This window comes from Bacillus cereus (assembly GCF_002567495.1).
Taxonomy (GTDB): Bacteria; Bacillota; Bacilli; order Bacillales; family Bacillaceae_G; genus Bacillus_A; species Bacillus_A cereus_AQ.
This window is the reverse complement of the sequence record NZ_NVAP01000041.1, coordinates 1-15,827: the sequence shown is the minus strand read 5'-3', so window position 1 is coordinate 15,827 and position 15,827 is coordinate 1. Positions and strand designations below refer to the sequence as shown.

Below are 15,827 nucleotides of genomic sequence, written 5' to 3'. Positions count from 1 at the left end.
CATTAATATAAGGAGGTGCCTGGGAATGAAACTTCATGAATTAAAACCTGCAGAAGGTTCTCGTAAAGTACGTAACCGTGTCGGTCGTGGTATCGGTTCTGGTAACGGTAAAACTGCTGGTAAAGGTCATAAAGGACAAAACGCACGTTCTGGTGGCGGTGTTCGTCTTGGCTTCGAAGGTGGTCAAACTCCATTATTCCGTCGTTTACCAAAACGCGGCTTCACAAACATTAACCGTAAAGAGTTTACTATTGTAAACTTATCAACGTTAAATCGTTTTGAAGATGGTACAGAAGTAACACCTGAATTATTGCTGGAAACTGGCGTTATCAGCAAGTTAAACGACGGTGTTAAAATTCTTGCAAGCGGAGCAGTAGAGAAAAAACTAACTGTTAAAGCGCACAAGTTCTCTTCAAGTGCTAAAGAAGCAATTGAAGCAGCTGGCGGATCAGTTGAGGTGATCTAATGTTTCGTACAATCTCCAACTTTATGCGCGTTGCTGAGATAAGACGTAAAATATTATTCACTTTAGCGATGTTAATCGTATTCAGGATTGGCACGTTTATCCCAGTGCCATTTACAAATGGAGACGTACTGAAAGCACAAGACCAATTAAATGCTTTAGGTATTCTAAATACATTTGGCGGTGGCGCCTTGAAAAACTTCTCCATCTTTGCGATGGGAATCATGCCGTATATTACAGCATCCATCATCGTGCAATTATTGCAGATGGATGTTGTTCCTAAATTTTCGGAATGGTCGAAGCAAGGTGAAATGGGCCGTCGTAAACTAACGCAATTCACGCGTTACTTTACAATTGTTCTTGCGTTTATTCAGGGGTTTGGTATGTCAATCGGTTTTAACGGTATGGTAGGTGGGCAATTAATTTTGAATCCTGGTTGGAGCACTTATTTATACATTGCTACGGTACTGACTGCTGGTACTGCATTTTTAATGTGGTTAGGTGAACAGATTACAGCTAAAGGTGTAGGTAATGGTATTTCCATCCTTATCTTTGGCGGTATTGCCGCAGCGATCCCAAGTGTTATATCTCAAGTGTATCAACAACAGTTTCAAAATATCGGAGATCAATTGTTCATGAGTATCGTTAAAGTTGCATTGATCTTACTAGCTGTGCTAGCAGTTATTGTTGGTGTTATTTTCATTCAACAAGCTGTTAGAAAGATCCCAATTCAATACGCGAAGCGTGTAACAGGAGGGAATGGGAATCATGCTGGAGCACAAAACACACATTTACCGCTTAAGGTAAATAGTGCGGGTGTTATTCCAGTCATTTTTGCTGTTTCATTCTTAATTACGCCTCCAACTATTGCACAGTTCTTCCCGAAACATGATGTATCGCAGTGGATTATTGCAAACTTTAACTATTCTCACCCAGTGGGAATGATCATATATGTTGCGCTCATTGTAGCCTTCACATATTTCTATGCATTTGTTCAGGTTAATCCAGAGCAAATGTCAGAGAATCTAAACAAGCAAGGTGGATATGTTCCAGGTATTCGTCCGGGTAAGAATACGGAACAATATCTAACAAAAATCTTGTATCGTTTGACCTTTGTAGGATCAATTTTCCTAGCAGCGATTGCAATCTTACCAGTTATCTTTACGAAATTGGGAAATCTTCCTCCATCTGCACAGATTGGTGGAACGAGTATGTTAATCGTTGTCGGCGTTGCTTTAGAAACAATGAAGCAGCTAGAAAGCCAACTGGTAAAACGCCATTACAAAGGGTTTATCAAGCAGTGAGTAAGTGGGAAGAACCATCTTCCCTACATGCTCATGTACTGAGGGGGAACAAGGATGAACTTAATTTTAATGGGGCTTCCTGGTGCTGGTAAAGGTACACAAGCCGAACAGATTGTAGCCAAGTATAACATCCCTCACATTTCAACAGGAGATATGTTCCGTGCAGCTATGAAGGCTGAAACTGAAATGGGTCTACAAGCAAAATCTTTTATTGATAAAGGTGCACTTGTTCCAGATGAAGTTACAATCGGAATTGTTCGTGAACGTTTAAGTCAAGAAGACTGCGTAAGAGGTTTCTTGCTAGACGGTTTCCCACGAACTGTTGCACAAGCATCAGCTCTTGAAGAGATTATGAAAGATCTTGGCAAAAAAATCGACTATGTTTTAAACATTAATGTGGATTCAGGGTTGTTATTAAAACGCCTTACAGGCCGTCGCATTTGTAAAGAGTGCGGTGCGACTTACCACTTAGAATTCAATCCACCAGCAAAAGCTGATGTGTGCGATAAATGTGGTGGCGAATTATACCAACGCTCTGATGACAATGAAGAAACTGTAGCAAATCGTTTAGATGTAAATATTAAGCAAACAAAACCTTTGCTTGATTTCTACGATGAGCTTGGTTACTTACAAAGCATTAATGGTGAGCAAGATATCAATAAAGTATTTGCTGATATCGATGTTCTCATCGGAGACTTAGCGTAATGATCATCTGCAAAACTCCTCGCGAGATAGAAATCATGCGAGAAGCTGGCAGAATCGTTGCTTTAACTCATCAAGAGTTGAAACAGCACATTATTCCAGGAATTACAACGAAAGAGCTCGATCAAATAGCGGAAAAGACGATTCAAAAATATGGTGCTACGCCATCTTTTAAAGGATACAACGGATTTCCGGGGAGCATATGTGCTTCTGTAAATGAAGAGCTTGTACACGGAATTCCAGGGAAGCGTAAGCTCAAAGAGGGCGATATCATCAGTATCGATATTGGTGCGAAATACAATGGGTACCATGGAGATTCTGCATGGACGTATCCAGTTGGAAACATTTCTGAATCTGTTCAAAAGCTACTTGATGTCACAGAAAAATCGTTGTATCTTGGTCTAGAACAAGTAAAACCAGGCGAAAGATTATCAAATATCTCACATGCGGTTCAAACCCATGCTGAAGAGAATGGGTTATCGATCGTTAGGGAGTATGTTGGTCACGGAATCGGGCAAGACTTACATGAGGACCCTCAAATCCCGCACTATGGTCCACCAAATAGAGGCCCTAGATTAAAGCCGGGAATGGTCATCTGTGTTGAGCCGATGGTGAATCAAGGAAGACGATATGTAAAAACACTATCTGATGACTGGACAGTGGTAACGGTAGATGGTAAATGGTGTGCCCATTTTGAGCACACGATTGCTCTTACAGAAGCAGGATACGAAATCCTTACCACTTTATAAGTAGCTGGCTCTCCGGGATTTCAGAGCAGTGTAAAATGTTACTGATTTGAAGAAGGGAGAACTATTGAATGGCTAAAGATGATGTAATTGAAGTCGAAGGTACCGTTCTTGAAACGTTGCCAAATGCTATGTTCAAAGTAGAATTAGAGAATGGGCATGTCGTATTGGCTCACGTTTCTGGTAAAATCCGTATGAACTTCATTCGTATTTTACCAGGAGACAAAGTTACGGTAGAATTATCTCCGTACGATTTAAATCGTGGTCGTATTACGTACCGTTTTAAATAATATAGCACTCCGTAATCTTTAAGGAGGTTCGAGACATGAAAGTAAGACCGTCAGTTAAACCAATCTGCGAAAAATGTAAAGTTATTCGTAGACGTGGAAAAGTAATGGTTATTTGTGAAAACCCTAAACATAAACAAAAACAAGGTTAATCAGAAGGAGGTGCATTCAGAATGGCACGTATCGCAGGTGTAGATATTCCTCGAGACAAACGCGTTGTTATTTCTTTAACTTACGTATTCGGCATTGGTCGCACAACTGCTGAAAAAATTCTTACTGAAGCTGGTATTTCTTCAGAAACACGAGTTCGTGATTTAACGGAAGACGAATTAGGACGTATCCGTGATGTTATCGATCGTATTAAAGTTGAGGGAGACCTTCGTCGTGAAGTATCTCTTAACATTAAACGTCTAATGGAGATCGGTTCTTACCGTGGTCTTCGTCACCGTCGTGGTTTACCAGTTCGTGGTCAAAACTCTAAAAACAATGCTCGTACACGTAAAGGTCCACGTCGTACAGTAGCAAATAAAAAGAAATAATAAGTAAAGGAGGTTGAACTAACAATGGCACGTAAAACAAACACTCGTAAAAAACGTGTGAAAAAGAATATCGAAGCTGGTATAGCTCATATTCGTTCTACTTTCAACAACACAATCGTAACACTTACAGATACTCACGGTAACGCACTTTCTTGGTCTAGTGCTGGTGCACTTGGTTTCCGTGGATCTCGTAAATCTACTCCATTCGCTGCGCAAATGGCTGCTGAAGCTGCTGCTAAAGTTGCAATGGAGCACGGTTTAAAAACTTTAGAGGTTACTGTTAAAGGTCCTGGTGCTGGTCGTGAAGCTGCAATTCGTGCTCTTCAAGCTGCAGGTCTAGAAGTAACAGCAATTAGAGATGTTACTCCAGTTCCTCATAATGGATGTCGTCCGCCAAAACGTCGTCGTGTGTAATTTTTCTGTATAGAATTTTCCCTTTTGTCTATAATGGATATGATGCATTATCGAGAAATTTCGTACAGAAACATCGCTTGTTGTGCACAATCGGGAACTGCCTAAGGGGGACTTTCGGTTAGACAGGGGTTATACCTTTGTTTAACCGGGGTTTCGACGTTTTGAAGGAGGGTTTAGTTAATGATTGAAATCGAAAAGCCGAAAATCGAAACGGTTGAACTTAACGAAGATGCTAAATATGGTAAATTCGTAATTGAACCGCTTGAGCGTGGATATGGTACTACTTTGGGTAACTCCTTACGTCGTATTCTTTTATCCTCACTCCCTGGTGCCGCTGTTACTGCTATCCAAATCGATGGCGTATTGCATGAATTTTCAACAGTTGAGGGCGTAGTAGAAGACGTTACGACGATCATCTTAAACTTGAAAAAGTTAGCTCTTAAAATCTACTCTGAAGAAGAGAAGACGTTGGAAATTGATGTACAGGGCGAAGGTATTGTCACAGCTGCTGATATTACTCACGATAGTGATGTAGAAATCTTAAATCCAGATTTACACATTGCAACGTTAGCAAAAAATGCGCATTTCCGCATGCGTTTAACTGCAAAGCGTGGCCGTGGGTATACGCCAGCTGATGCAAATAAAAGCGAAGATCAACCAATAGGAGTAATTCCTATTGATTCTATTTATACTCCAGTATCACGTGTAACTTACCAAGTGGAAAAGACACGTGTCGGACAAGTGGCTAATTATGATAAGCTTACGCTTGATGTATGGACGGATGGAAGCATCGGGCCAAAAGAAGCTATCTCTTTAGGTGCCAAAATCTTAACTGAGCATTTAAATATCTTTGTTGGTTTAACTGATGAAGCACAAAATGCTGAGATTATGGTCGAGAAGGAAGAAGATCAAAAAGAGAAAGTTCTTGAGATGACTATCGAAGAACTAGATCTTTCTGTTCGTTCTTATAATTGCCTAAAACGTGCAGGAATTAATACTGTACAAGAGCTTGCGAACAAAACAGAAGAAGATATGATGAAAGTTCGTAACTTAGGACGTAAATCCTTAGAAGAAGTTAAACATAAACTTGAGGAATTAGGTTTAGGTTTACGTAAAGACGACTGAGGATTTAAACCCATCAACAAAGGAGGGAACTACGAATGGCATACAGAAAATTAGGCCGTACAAGTGCGCAACGTAAAGCTATGTTACGTGATTTAGCTACTGATTTAATTATCAACGAGCGCATCCAAACGACAGAAACTCGTGCAAAAGAACTTCGTTCTGTAGTGGAAAAAATGATCACTTTAGGTAAACGCGGAGATCTTCATGCTCGTCGTCAAGCAGCAGCTTTCATTCGCAATGAAGTTGCTAACGCTGAGACTGGTCAAGATGCACTTCAAAAATTATTCGCTGATGTAGCTCCACGCTATGCTGAGCGCCAAGGCGGATACACTCGTATTGCAAAAATTGGTCCACGTCGCGGAGACGCAGCACCAATGGTAATTATCGAGTTAGTATAATGCTGATTAAAAGGGCAGGACAGTTCTTTTCAAGTAACTGGTCATGGCCCTTTTTTTTTAAATATAAAAAAATAGGCTAACTTGGCGAAGGAAAGGGTGCCTTCTATTGAAAAAAGAGAAACTTCGGACAGAAAATATATCATTTCAATATCCTGGGGCAGCCTCTTATGCATTAAAAGATGTTTCATTTTCCTTATATGAAGGAGAGTGGGTATCTGTTATTGGACAAAATGGTTCAGGTAAATCTACACTTGCAAAATTATTGAATGGTTTGTTTTTACCAGAATCAGGGACCATTACTATAAATGATACAGTGGTTTTATCAGAGGAAACGGTGTGGGACGTTCGAAAACAAATTGGGATGGTATTTCAAAATCCAGATAATCAATTTGTTGGAACGACAGTACAAGATGACGTTGTATTTGGTCTAGAAAATATCGGAATGCCAAGAGAGCAGATGATAGAAAGACTAGAACAAGCCCTTCAACTGGTCCGTATGGAAGAGTTTCTTAATGATGAACCCCATTCGTTATCTGGTGGACAAAAACAGCGAGTCGCAATAGCGGGCGTTTTAGCACTTCAGCCATCTATTTTAATATTAGATGAAGCAACTTCAATGTTAGATCCTCAAGGAAGACGTGAGGTAGTAGAAACGGTTAGACAACTTGTTAATGAAAAAGGTATTACCGTGTTATCAATTACGCACGATTTAGAAGAAGCGGCACAGTCAGATCGTGTCATTATTTTAAATAAGGGAGAAATATTAGAGGAAGGGACTCCAGAGAAAATTTTTAAGTCCTCTCATATGCTCCAAGAAATTGGCTTAGATGTACCGTTTTCGGTTAAAATAGCAGAATTATTAAAAAGAAATGAAATTCTCTTGCAAAATACGCATCTTACAATGGAAAGCTTGGTGAACGAACTTTGGAGATTACATTCCAAAAAGTAGAACATCGTTATCAATATAAAACTCCATTTGAAAGACGCGCACTTTATGATGTAGACGTGTCGTTTCCAAGTGGGGGCTATTATGCCATTATCGGTCATACTGGTTCAGGAAAGTCGACGATGATTCAACATTTAAATGGTTTATTGCAGCCGACAAATGGTACAGTTCAAATTGGTGAACATTTGATTTCGGCAGGAAAGAAAGAAAAAAAGTTAAAGCCACTACGTAAAAAAGTAGGGGTCGTCTTTCAATTCCCAGAACATCAGTTGTTTGAAGAGACTGTGGAGAAAGATATTTGTTTTGGACCTACTAATTTTGGGGTATCTGTAGACGAAGCGAAGCAAAAGGCTAGAGAGGCAATAGAACTTGTAGGGCTAGAACCGGAACTGTTAACACGTTCTCCGTTCGAATTAAGTGGTGGACAAATGAGACGTGTTGCTATAGCGGGTGTACTGGCGATGGAACCTGAAGTGCTTGTATTAGATGAACCTACAGCAGGACTAGATCCAAAAGGGCAGAACGAACTTATGGAGATGTTTTATAAGTTGCATAAGGAGAAGGGTCTTACAGTTATCCTTGTAACGCATAATATGGAAGATGCTGCTCAGTATGCGGAGCAGATTGTAGTTATGCATAAAGGAACGGTCTTTTTGCAAGGAAGTGCAGAGGAAGTATTTTCACATGTTGATGAACTAGAGAAAATTGGTGTGGATCTTCCTATGTCTTTAAAGTATAAACGTGCAATTGAAGAGAAGTTTGGTATTTCAATTCCAAAGGCTACCTTATCTTTAGAGGATCTTACTCATGAAGTTGTGCAGGTGTTACGAAAAGGTGGTCATGAATCATGCAGCAGTTGATTATTGGGAGATATATCCCAGGGAATTCACTTATTCATCAACTTGATCCACGTACGAAGCTGCTGATTGTCTTTTTATATGTATTTGTTGTTTTCTTAGCAAATAATGCGATTTCATATGGATTTTTGTTTTTATATGCACTCATTGCTTTATTTTTTGCAAAAGTGCCGATTCGTTATGTACTTTCGGGCTTAAAACCAATTTTATGGATTTTTCTTTTTACATTTTTCCTGCATATTTTTACAAATAAAGAGGGGGATGTACTATTCCAGCTTGGTTGGTTTTCGATACATGAAAAAGGATTAGAGCAAGGGATATACATTTCTGTACGATTCTTCGTTATTATTTTAATGACGACATTATTAACGTTAACGACGACACCTATTGAAATTACAGATGGTTTGGAGACGTTATTAAAGCCTTTGAAGCGTATAAAGGTTCCTGTTCATGAAATCGCATTAATGATGTCAATTTCTCTTCGTTTTATCCCGACATTAATGGATGAAACGAGTAAAATAATGAAAGCACAAGCATCACGTGGTATTGATTTCGCTGGGGGACCGATAAAAGATAGAATGAAAGCTATTATCTCGCTGCTCGTTCCTCTGTTTATCAGTGCTTTTAAGCGTGCAGAGGACTTAGCGATTGCGATGGAAGCTCGTGGATATCAAAGTGGTGAAGGACGTACTAAATTTAGGCAACTACGCTGGAAAACAAGCGATACAGTAACGATTGTAAGCTTATTTTGCTTAGCTTGTATTTTAGCATGGGTGCGATCGTAATGGAGAATAGAGAAATGGATAGAATAAAATGTACGGTTGCATATGATGGCATGCATTTTTGTGGTTATCAAATTCAGCCGCAGCATCGTACTGTTCAACAAGAAATCGAGAAAGCTTTACAGAAATTGCATAAAGGAGAACTTGTTCGCGTTCAGGCATCAGGCAGGACGGATTCTACCGTTCATGCTAAAGGACAAGTGATACACTTTGATACACCGTTGTCTCTTGAAGAGTGGCAATGGAGTAATGCATTAAACACAATGTTGCCAGATGATATTGTTATCAGACAGGTAGAGAAAAAAACAGAAGAATTTCATGCGCGTTACGGTGTTGAGAGAAAAGAATATCGTTATCGTGTATTATTATCAAAGACTGCGGATGTATTCCGTAGAAATTACGTATATCAATATCCATATCCGCTCGAAATCAACTCTATAAGAAAAGCGATCCCGTATTTTATTGGAACGCATGATTTTACTTCTTTTTGTTCGGCAAAAACTGACAAAAAAGATAAAGTGAGAACAATTTATGAAATTGAGCTAATTGAGCAAGACGATGAATTAATTTTTCGTTTTGTAGGTAATGGATTTTTATATAATATGGTCAGAATTATTGTTGGTACGTTACTTAACGTAGGGCAAGGAAAGCTTGATCCTGATAGCATTCCAGAGATTCTAGCGAAACAAAATCGCCAGTTTGCTGGAAAGATGGCTCCAGGTCATGGGCTTTACTTATGGCAGGTAAACTATAACAACTAATCCTGGTGTAACATTTGCTTGACATTAGAAACTCAAAAGTATATCATAACATATGGTATTGTTTCTAAAACCACGATTAGCCCCGGAAGGAAATCGTGTTTAAGATAAACAATAGATTTTTTCTATGGAAAAGATAACGAGGAGGGAAACACATGCGTACGACTTTTATGGCAAAAGCTAACGAAGTTGAGCGTAAATGGTATGTGGTTGATGCTGAAGGTCAAACTTTAGGTCGCCTATCTACGGAAGTAGCATCTATTTTACGCGGTAAAAACAAACCTACATTTACACCACACGTTGACACGGGTGATCATGTAATTATTATTAACGCTGAGAAAATTCATTTAACAGGTAATAAATTAAACGATAAAATTTACTACCGTCACACTAACCACCCAGGTGGACTTAAACAAAGAACAGCTCTAGAAATGCGTACAAACTACCCTGTACAAATGTTAGAGCTTGCAATTAAAGGCATGCTTCCAAAAGGACGCTTAGGCCGCCAAGTTTCTAAGAAACTAAACGTGTATGCTGGAGCAGAGCATCCACACCAAGCACAAAAACCAGAAGTTTACGAACTTCGCGGATAATTAATTAAAGGAGGGCTTACTTTGGCACAGGTTCAATACTATGGCACTGGACGTCGTAAGAGTTCAGTAGCGCGCGTACGCCTAGTTCCAGGCGAAGGACGCGTTATCATTAACGGTCGTGATTTTGAAAACTATATCCCATTTGCTGCATTACGTGAAGTAGTGAAACAACCTCTAGTTGCAACAGAAACTTTAGGTAACTACGATGTACTTGTAAACGTAAATGGTGGTGGATACACTGGTCAAGCTGGTGCTATTCGTCACGGTATTTCTCGCGCTTTATTAAAAGCTGATCCAGAATACCGTCTAACACTAAAACGTGCAGGTCTATTAACTCGTGACGCACGTATGAAAGAGCGTAAAAAATACGGTCTTAAAGGCGCACGTCGTGCACCTCAGTTCTCAAAACGTTAATTTTTGCGAACTACAAACCCCAACCATTTTGGTTGGGGTTTTTTTATGTTTCATTCCTCTTTTGTGATTTTTATAGCTTGGAATATTTTAGTACTACCGCCGCGCGTATGCTTCTTCTTTAGAAGTTTAGACTAATACGTATTAGGGAGGTTTATAAGTACTATGAATGTCATTGTCAGCTTACAAGAAAAACAAAAAGAAAAGCAGTTAAAATACGAGCGGAAGATGTTGCGGGAATTATCATTAAAAACATTGCGTTCAAATATTCGTGATGCCTTTCAAATGCAAGAGCTTCATCGTCAGTATGAAGATTACTGTATTGAATTAGGGATAGAATCATATTTATTAGGAGCGAGATATAGTAAATTTGGTTATTATGGTGAATCTTTCTTTGATGTGAAATATAGAGCTTTAGAAGAAGAACAACAATTAACGGAAACGCTATTTCAATTTTTAACGAGTATGACTATGCGAGAGATAAAGTTGAAAGATGAGGAATTACTTTTTGAATCTTGTCAGCAGTTTATAGGATTGTGGTGGCAAGAAGGATATGAAAAAGGTGAAAGAAGATATCGATTAAAGCTTCATTAAGACAAGCATAAACTTTCCTCTTGTCCCATATAAGTAATTAGAGGGACTAGCTGGAGGAGGAAAGGTATGAAGAGAATTCGAATTATCTCTTTTGCACTCGCTGCGGTTGTATTGTTTTTTTTAGTCAAACAAGAATTTCAAATTACAAAATCGTGGCGAGCTTGGAATTTACCCTTATCAGGGAAAGTAATCGTATTAGATGCTGGGCATGGTGGACCAGATGGAGGGGCTGTTGGTGGAAAGGATATTATAGAAAAGGATATTACGCTTGAAATTACAAAAAAGGTACAAGACTATTTACAAGAACAAGGTGCACTAGTTATTTTAACGCGTGAGGGAGATTATGATTTAGCTAACAAAGATACAAAGTCATATAGTAGACGTAAAGCTGAGGATTTAAAAAAACGTGTAGAAATTATCAATAAACCTGATATAGACTTTTTTGCAAGTATTCATTTAAATGCTTTAACTAGTAGTGGATCGAAAGGCGCACAAACGTTCTACTACCGCTCTTCAATTGAAAATGAACGTGCTGCGAAATTTATACAGGCTGAATTGAGAACAAGTTTAGAAAATACGAATCGTTCTGCTAAAACGATCTCTCACGTATACTTATTGAAGTATGCGAAAACACCAGGTGCTTTAATTGAAGCCGGATTTTTATCGAATGTGAACGAAAGGTATATGTTAAATTCGGAGAAATATCAGCAAAAGGTAGCAGCTGCAATATACCGTGGTATATTACGTTATTTTACGGAAAAAGGAAATCCTCCAGAATAAGGAGGGTTTTTTTGAGTTTCTCTCGTTAACGAAGTTTTCGGAAAATATGTTATACTGGAAATGTAAACGCATTTATTTCAAGAATAAGCAGAGATAAATTCAATTAACATTACGTTATTTTTTATACAGGGGGCTGGGCTAATTATGGTAACGAAAGAGCAAGTGGTTGAAGCGTTAGAAGGGATTGTAGATCCGTTTTTACATAAAACATTAAAAGAAACAAGCGCAATTAAAGAGGTAACAGTCAAGCCTGAGAAGGAACATGTGAGTGTCAAAATTGCAATCGTAAAAACCGGTACAGCGGAGCAAATGCAGTTGCAGTCCGGAATTGTAAAGTTAGTAAAAGAACTTGGGGCAGCAACAGTTGGACTTCGTTTTGCAGAATTTACAGAAGAGGAATTAGCTCAGTTTGCACCGGAGCAAGAAGAAGAGCAAACTGAATCTTTATTATCACCTAATTCAAAAACAACATTTTTAGCAGTAGCGAGTGGAAAAGGTGGCGTGGGAAAATCAACAGTTTCCGTTAACCTTGCAGTTGCTTTAGCTCGTTTAGGAAAAAAAGTTGGTATTATTGATGCGGACATTTACGGTTTTAGTGTGCCAGACATGATGGGGATAGAAAAACGTCCTATCGTAAGAGGTGACAAGATAATTCCGGTGGAACGACTTGGGGTAAAGGTAATCTCAATGGGCTTCTTTGTAGAGGATAATGCACCAGTTATTTGGAGAGGACCTATGCTTGGGAAAATGTTAAACCACTTCTTCACAGAAGTAGAATGGGGCGATTTAGATTATTTAGTACTAGATTTGCCACCAGGCACAGGTGATGTTGCGTTAGATGTGCACTCAATGTTGCCATCTTGCAAAGAGATTATTGTAACGACGCCTCATCCAACGGCTGCGTTTGTAGCAGCACGTGCTGGAGCGATGGCATTGCGCACTGAACATAGTATTCTTGGTGTTGTTGAGAATATGGCATATTTTGAAAGTAAGGTAACTGGTGAGAAAGAATATGTATTTGGAAAAGGTGGGGGAGATAAGTTAGCTACCGAACTACAAACAAACGTTCTTGGACGCATTCCGCTGCAACAACCTGATTGGAATAAAGAAGACTTTGCTCCTTCAGTATATGAAGATACACATACAACGGGCATTATTTATAGTAAAATAGCTGAAACGGTAATCGATAAAACAGCTGTTACACAAAAATAAAGTGAACCTTTCGTTTAACTAGAGGGAGTCATTTTGTCTGTTAATAGCAAGATAAAGTAATAACGAGTGAACAATGTATAAATTGTCCACTCGTTATTATAGTTATTATTTTTACTGTTCTTCCTTCTTCTTGCCTTGAGAGCCACCTTCACCGCCTGCTTCTTTCTTATCAGATCCGCCTTTTTCAGCTTTTTGTACACCTTTACTAATGATATCAATCATCTTGGCTTGGAAGAGTGGACTTTCAGCAGTTTCTGTTAGTACTTGTTGTAGATATTGACGGTATTCTTTACTCTTCATTGTTTGTAACATCATTTTTTCTACTTCAGGATTTTTCATGATTTCTATAACGCCTGCTTGGTATTCAGGGTCTTTTAATAAGGTTTTCATTAATTGAGTTTGTTCTTTTCCCATACTTTTAGCAAACTTCGATGAGAACTCAGGATCTTTAAAGAGCTTTTCCCAGAATTGTTGCCCTTTATCGGATACCATTGCATCTTCAATCGTTTTCTTTACTACCGTTTCATCTAGTATGAGTGCTTGTTTCATTTTTTCATCAGTTAATACATCTTGAATAGCTTTCTTACCTTGATCTGTTTTTAAAATATCAACAATCATTTTCTTTGTTTGATCGTAATCTAGTTCGGATTTCGTTTCTTTTCCTTGTGCGCATGCTGCAAGTGCAATAAGCAGAAAAGAAGAAACGAAAATGAATAGCATCCGTTTCATAAGTTGGAACTCCTTTCAGCACAGTTCTCTCTTTTTAATATAAATATCTTTAAGGAATTTATACATGAACATGGCTAGCTTTTTGAAATTGTCATTGATACAATTTAATTAGAAATATAAGGATAATGGGGGATGTGTTGTGAATAGCCGCAAGTGGGTACGACTATTTTTAACGACGTTGTTTCTTGGTGGGATTAGCACAGTTATTATTGGCTTTGTTTTGGAGTGGGACAAGTATAATAAATTTTTTCAAAATTTCGACGGCAAGGAGATTTTAGCGGTATCTTTCTGGTTGATGGGTGTAGGCTTTATTTTTAGCGTTATAAGTCAAATGGGGTTCTTTGCATATTTAACAATCCACCGTTTTGGATTAGGGATGTTTCGCTCATCTTCTTTATGGAATGCAGTCCAGCTCTTCTTTATTGCATTCGTATTATTTGATTTCGTGTATTTAAGATCTGTACTTATTGCAAATGGGGAAGTCTCATTAGGGAATAACATACTTGTTGCTGGAATATTATTTGTGTTTGGAGCAATTGTTGCTTATGTGAAAAGTAAAGAAACAAATAAAAAAGCATTTGTGCCAGCTCTGTTCTTTATGGTTGTTGTAACGATTCTTGAATGGGTACCAGCGCTTCGGATTAATGATACAGATTGGTTATATTTAATGGTTATACCGCTCTTATTATGTAATGCATATCAATTACTTGTATTACATCGTTTAATCGGAAAAACGAGTAAATCTGCTTAATAGAGAGGTTTTATAAAACAGCAGCTATACTGCTGGAAATGGTGTAATTAAAAAAGCTCCACCACCTTATTGAAAGGTAGTAGAGCTTTTTATGCGTGAAGAATAGTAGGGAAGGAACTACTTTACATCTTCACTTTTCGTACTTGTGTTGGAAATAAGTTGTGATACGGATATTTGTTCATATCCATCACTTTTTAATTTTTGTAGGAGCAGCGGTAAAGCTCTATTTGTTTGAAGGGCAGAATCAGATGCGTGTAATAAGACGATATCTCCACCTTTTAAATTATTAGAGACGTTAGAAACGATGTTATTTACACCTGGATTTTTCCAATCGTTTGAATTATTACTCCAATGCACGACGGTGTATCCAAGTGATTCTGCGATTTTAAGGGTTGCTTTGTTAAATTCACCACTAGGTGGACGTAACAGCTTGACTTGTTTTACACCAAGTTTTGTAAAAACATCTTGCGCTCGTAAAAGGTCTCGTCTTATTTCATTCGTCTCTAAAGAAGTATAGGATGTGTAGTTGTAGCCCATACTACCGATTTCATGTCCATCTTTCAGGATGCGCTCGACAATATCAGGGTGTCTTTCGGCCCATGCAGCGGAAAGGAAGAAGGTTGCATTCTTAATTTCTCTTTCTTTAAGAGTATCAAGGATTGGAATTGCTTTTTTGTCTCCCCAACTAATATCAAACGTAAATGCAACTTGCTTTTTAGCGGTATCTCCTTTGTAAATTACTTTAGGACCTGTAGCAGTTGAAAAAGCAGATTCATGTGAATATGTTTTTAAAAAGAGTAGCCATGCTGTAAATAAGGAAAGTATCACTATTAAGCTAATCTGTTTAAAATTTCTCTTACTCGTAATAAAAAAGAAAAACATAATATTACGCCCCTTTGTCCAATCCTTTTCAGTTACATATATGCTGTAAATATAAAAAAGAGAACAAAGGATTAACATCGTAAGCAGTGGATATAATGAATGGTAGGATTGTGATAAGTGAAAATGAGCGGAACGTTTATTGTTACGTAAGGAATTATTGAGGTGATCATTTGCTTGGGCTGATGTTGACGAAAGAAGAGAGAAAAGAGATGGAATACATATTAAAGAGAGAGTTAGAGGAACTTTTATTTGATTTTGAAGATGAGCGTATTCATGAAGTTGTAAAAAAAGCGATGGAAGAAAGATATAAAATCATTTTTTGTTTATTTCGGAGAGTCGCTAATGCAGAAGAATGTATTCGTTATGTAAGAAAAAGAACTTTTTATTAAAAAGTGTTGACGTTAATAGTTTGTATATGGTAAATTAATAAACGTCGCTGATGCAGAAACGCAGAAAACGACAAAAAAGAAATTGAAAAACTTAGTTGACATCGAAAAACGAAGATGTTAACATAAGGAAGTCGCAAATGAGCGGCCAAGTAGTTCTTTGAAAAC

Annotated in this window: 23 protein-coding genes; 21 read left to right on the top strand and 2 right to left on the bottom strand. The window is 38.2% G+C overall.

All coding sequences use genetic code 11. The features are described 5' to 3' along the window. Window positions 1–25 precede the first annotated feature (25 nt). The 19 genes from rplO to COK05_RS19690 all read left to right on the top strand — a co-directional run bounded on the left by rplO (window position 26) and on the right by COK05_RS19690 (window position 12,911). Complete coding sequence (rplO, locus tag COK05_RS19780; protein ID WP_000766083.1) at window positions 26–466, top strand: 50S ribosomal protein L15; 441 nt, start codon at window positions 26–28, stop codon at window positions 464–466. After that, window positions 466–1,767 carry a preprotein translocase subunit SecY gene (secY, locus tag COK05_RS19775; protein WP_000490118.1) on the top strand — a complete coding sequence of 434 codons (1,302 nt, stop codon included), beginning with the start codon at window positions 466–468 and terminating at the stop codon, window positions 1,765–1,767. The genes rplO and secY overlap by 1 nt, the downstream gene beginning before the upstream one ends. Before the next feature lie 54 nt (window positions 1,768–1,821). Beyond that, a complete protein-coding gene (locus tag COK05_RS19770; RefSeq protein WP_016084022.1) occupies window positions 1,822–2,472 on the top strand; it encodes an adenylate kinase in 651 nt (216 codons plus the stop codon). Next, complete coding sequence (map, locus tag COK05_RS19765; RefSeq protein ID WP_098613935.1) at window positions 2,472–3,218, top strand: type I methionyl aminopeptidase; 747 nt, start codon at window positions 2,472–2,474, stop codon at window positions 3,216–3,218. Before COK05_RS19770 ends, map begins: the two co-directional genes overlap by 1 nt. A 68-nt stretch (window positions 3,219–3,286) precedes the next feature. Beyond that, entirely contained in the window at window positions 3,287–3,505 is a 219-nt protein-coding gene (gene infA, locus COK05_RS19760) for a translation initiation factor IF-1 (protein WP_001029884.1), read from the top strand. Between the two features lie 35 nt (window positions 3,506–3,540). Beyond that, entirely contained in the window at window positions 3,541–3,654 is a 114-nt protein-coding gene (gene rpmJ, locus COK05_RS19755) for a 50S ribosomal protein L36 (protein ID WP_000868344.1), read from the top strand. Between the two features lie 21 nt (window positions 3,655–3,675). Further along, window positions 3,676–4,041 (top strand): 30S ribosomal protein S13, encoded by a 366-nt coding sequence (gene rpsM, locus COK05_RS19750; protein WP_000090792.1) that lies wholly within the window; start codon window positions 3,676–3,678, stop codon window positions 4,039–4,041. A gap of 24 nt (window positions 4,042–4,065) precedes the next feature. Beyond that, complete coding sequence (rpsK, locus tag COK05_RS19745) at window positions 4,066–4,455, top strand: 30S ribosomal protein S11 (RefSeq protein WP_000101797.1); 390 nt, start codon at window positions 4,066–4,068, stop codon at window positions 4,453–4,455. A gap of 180 nt (window positions 4,456–4,635) precedes the next feature. Continuing rightward, window positions 4,636–5,580: a DNA-directed RNA polymerase subunit alpha gene (locus COK05_RS19740; RefSeq protein ID WP_000569644.1), complete on the top strand. Its 945-nt coding sequence runs from the start codon at window positions 4,636–4,638 to the stop codon at window positions 5,578–5,580. Window positions 5,581–5,615: 35 nt separating this feature from the next. Further along, the gene (gene rplQ, locus COK05_RS19735; RefSeq protein WP_000331490.1) at window positions 5,616–5,978 is read left to right on the top strand and encodes a 50S ribosomal protein L17; all 363 of its coding nucleotides are present in this window, start codon (window positions 5,616–5,618) and stop codon (window positions 5,976–5,978) included. Between the two features lie 106 nt (window positions 5,979–6,084). Further along, the gene (locus COK05_RS19730; RefSeq protein ID WP_098613934.1) at window positions 6,085–6,927 is read left to right on the top strand and encodes an energy-coupling factor ABC transporter ATP-binding protein; all 843 of its coding nucleotides are present in this window, start codon (window positions 6,085–6,087) and stop codon (window positions 6,925–6,927) included. Beyond that, on the top strand, window positions 6,903–7,784 hold the full coding sequence (locus tag COK05_RS19725; protein ID WP_098613933.1) for an energy-coupling factor ABC transporter ATP-binding protein: 882 nt from the start codon (window positions 6,903–6,905) through the stop codon (window positions 7,782–7,784). The genes COK05_RS19730 and COK05_RS19725 overlap by 25 nt, the downstream gene beginning before the upstream one ends. Continuing rightward, window positions 7,772–8,566, top strand: coding sequence for an energy-coupling factor transporter transmembrane component T family protein (locus COK05_RS19720; protein WP_098447698.1), 795 nt, complete (start codon window positions 7,772–7,774; stop codon window positions 8,564–8,566). The genes COK05_RS19725 and COK05_RS19720 overlap by 13 nt, the downstream gene beginning before the upstream one ends. Before the next feature lie 14 nt (window positions 8,567–8,580). Beyond that, the gene (gene truA / locus COK05_RS19715; protein WP_033656275.1) at window positions 8,581–9,324 is read left to right on the top strand and encodes a tRNA pseudouridine(38-40) synthase TruA; all 744 of its coding nucleotides are present in this window, start codon (window positions 8,581–8,583) and stop codon (window positions 9,322–9,324) included. 152 nt (window positions 9,325–9,476) lie between these two features. Beyond that, a complete protein-coding gene (gene rplM, locus COK05_RS19710) occupies window positions 9,477–9,914 on the top strand; it encodes a 50S ribosomal protein L13 (protein ID WP_001260795.1) in 438 nt (145 codons plus the stop codon). 21 nt (window positions 9,915–9,935) lie between these two features. Then, the gene (rpsI, locus tag COK05_RS19705; RefSeq protein ID WP_000079986.1) at window positions 9,936–10,328 is read left to right on the top strand and encodes a 30S ribosomal protein S9; all 393 of its coding nucleotides are present in this window, start codon (window positions 9,936–9,938) and stop codon (window positions 10,326–10,328) included. 162 nt (window positions 10,329–10,490) lie between these two features. Continuing rightward, window positions 10,491–10,919 (top strand): DUF2521 family protein, encoded by a 429-nt coding sequence (locus COK05_RS19700; protein ID WP_001101005.1) that lies wholly within the window; start codon window positions 10,491–10,493, stop codon window positions 10,917–10,919. A gap of 66 nt (window positions 10,920–10,985) precedes the next feature. Further along, complete coding sequence (gene cwlD / locus COK05_RS19695; RefSeq protein ID WP_000822437.1) at window positions 10,986–11,699, top strand: N-acetylmuramoyl-L-alanine amidase CwlD; 714 nt, start codon at window positions 10,986–10,988, stop codon at window positions 11,697–11,699. 144 nt (window positions 11,700–11,843) lie between these two features. Beyond that, the gene (locus COK05_RS19690; protein ID WP_023520822.1) at window positions 11,844–12,911 is read left to right on the top strand and encodes an Mrp/NBP35 family ATP-binding protein; all 1,068 of its coding nucleotides are present in this window, start codon (window positions 11,844–11,846) and stop codon (window positions 12,909–12,911) included. A 111-nt stretch (window positions 12,912–13,022) separates the two neighbouring features. Here the strand turns inward: COK05_RS19690 and gerD are convergent, their stop codons facing one another. Further along, a complete protein-coding gene (gerD, locus tag COK05_RS19685; protein WP_098613932.1) occupies window positions 13,023–13,640 on the bottom strand; it encodes a spore germination lipoprotein GerD in 618 nt (205 codons plus the stop codon). A 139-nt stretch (window positions 13,641–13,779) separates the two neighbouring features. Here gerD and kbaA point away from each other — a divergent pair, with 139 nt between their 5' ends. Beyond that, on the top strand, window positions 13,780–14,391 hold the full coding sequence (gene kbaA / locus COK05_RS19680) for a KinB signaling pathway activation protein KbaA (RefSeq protein WP_001088526.1): 612 nt from the start codon (window positions 13,780–13,782) through the stop codon (window positions 14,389–14,391). 117 nt (window positions 14,392–14,508) lie between these two features. Here the strand turns inward: kbaA and pdaB are convergent, their stop codons facing one another. Beyond that, window positions 14,509–15,273, bottom strand: coding sequence for a polysaccharide deacetylase family sporulation protein PdaB (pdaB, locus tag COK05_RS19675; protein ID WP_098613931.1), 765 nt, complete (start codon window positions 15,271–15,273; stop codon window positions 14,509–14,511). Between the two features lie 170 nt (window positions 15,274–15,443). Between pdaB and COK05_RS19670 the strand changes: the two genes are divergently transcribed. Continuing rightward, window positions 15,444–15,662: a hypothetical protein gene (locus tag COK05_RS19670; protein ID WP_000901145.1), complete on the top strand. Its 219-nt coding sequence runs from the start codon at window positions 15,444–15,446 to the stop codon at window positions 15,660–15,662. The last annotated feature ends 165 nt before the right edge of the window (window positions 15,663–15,827 follow it).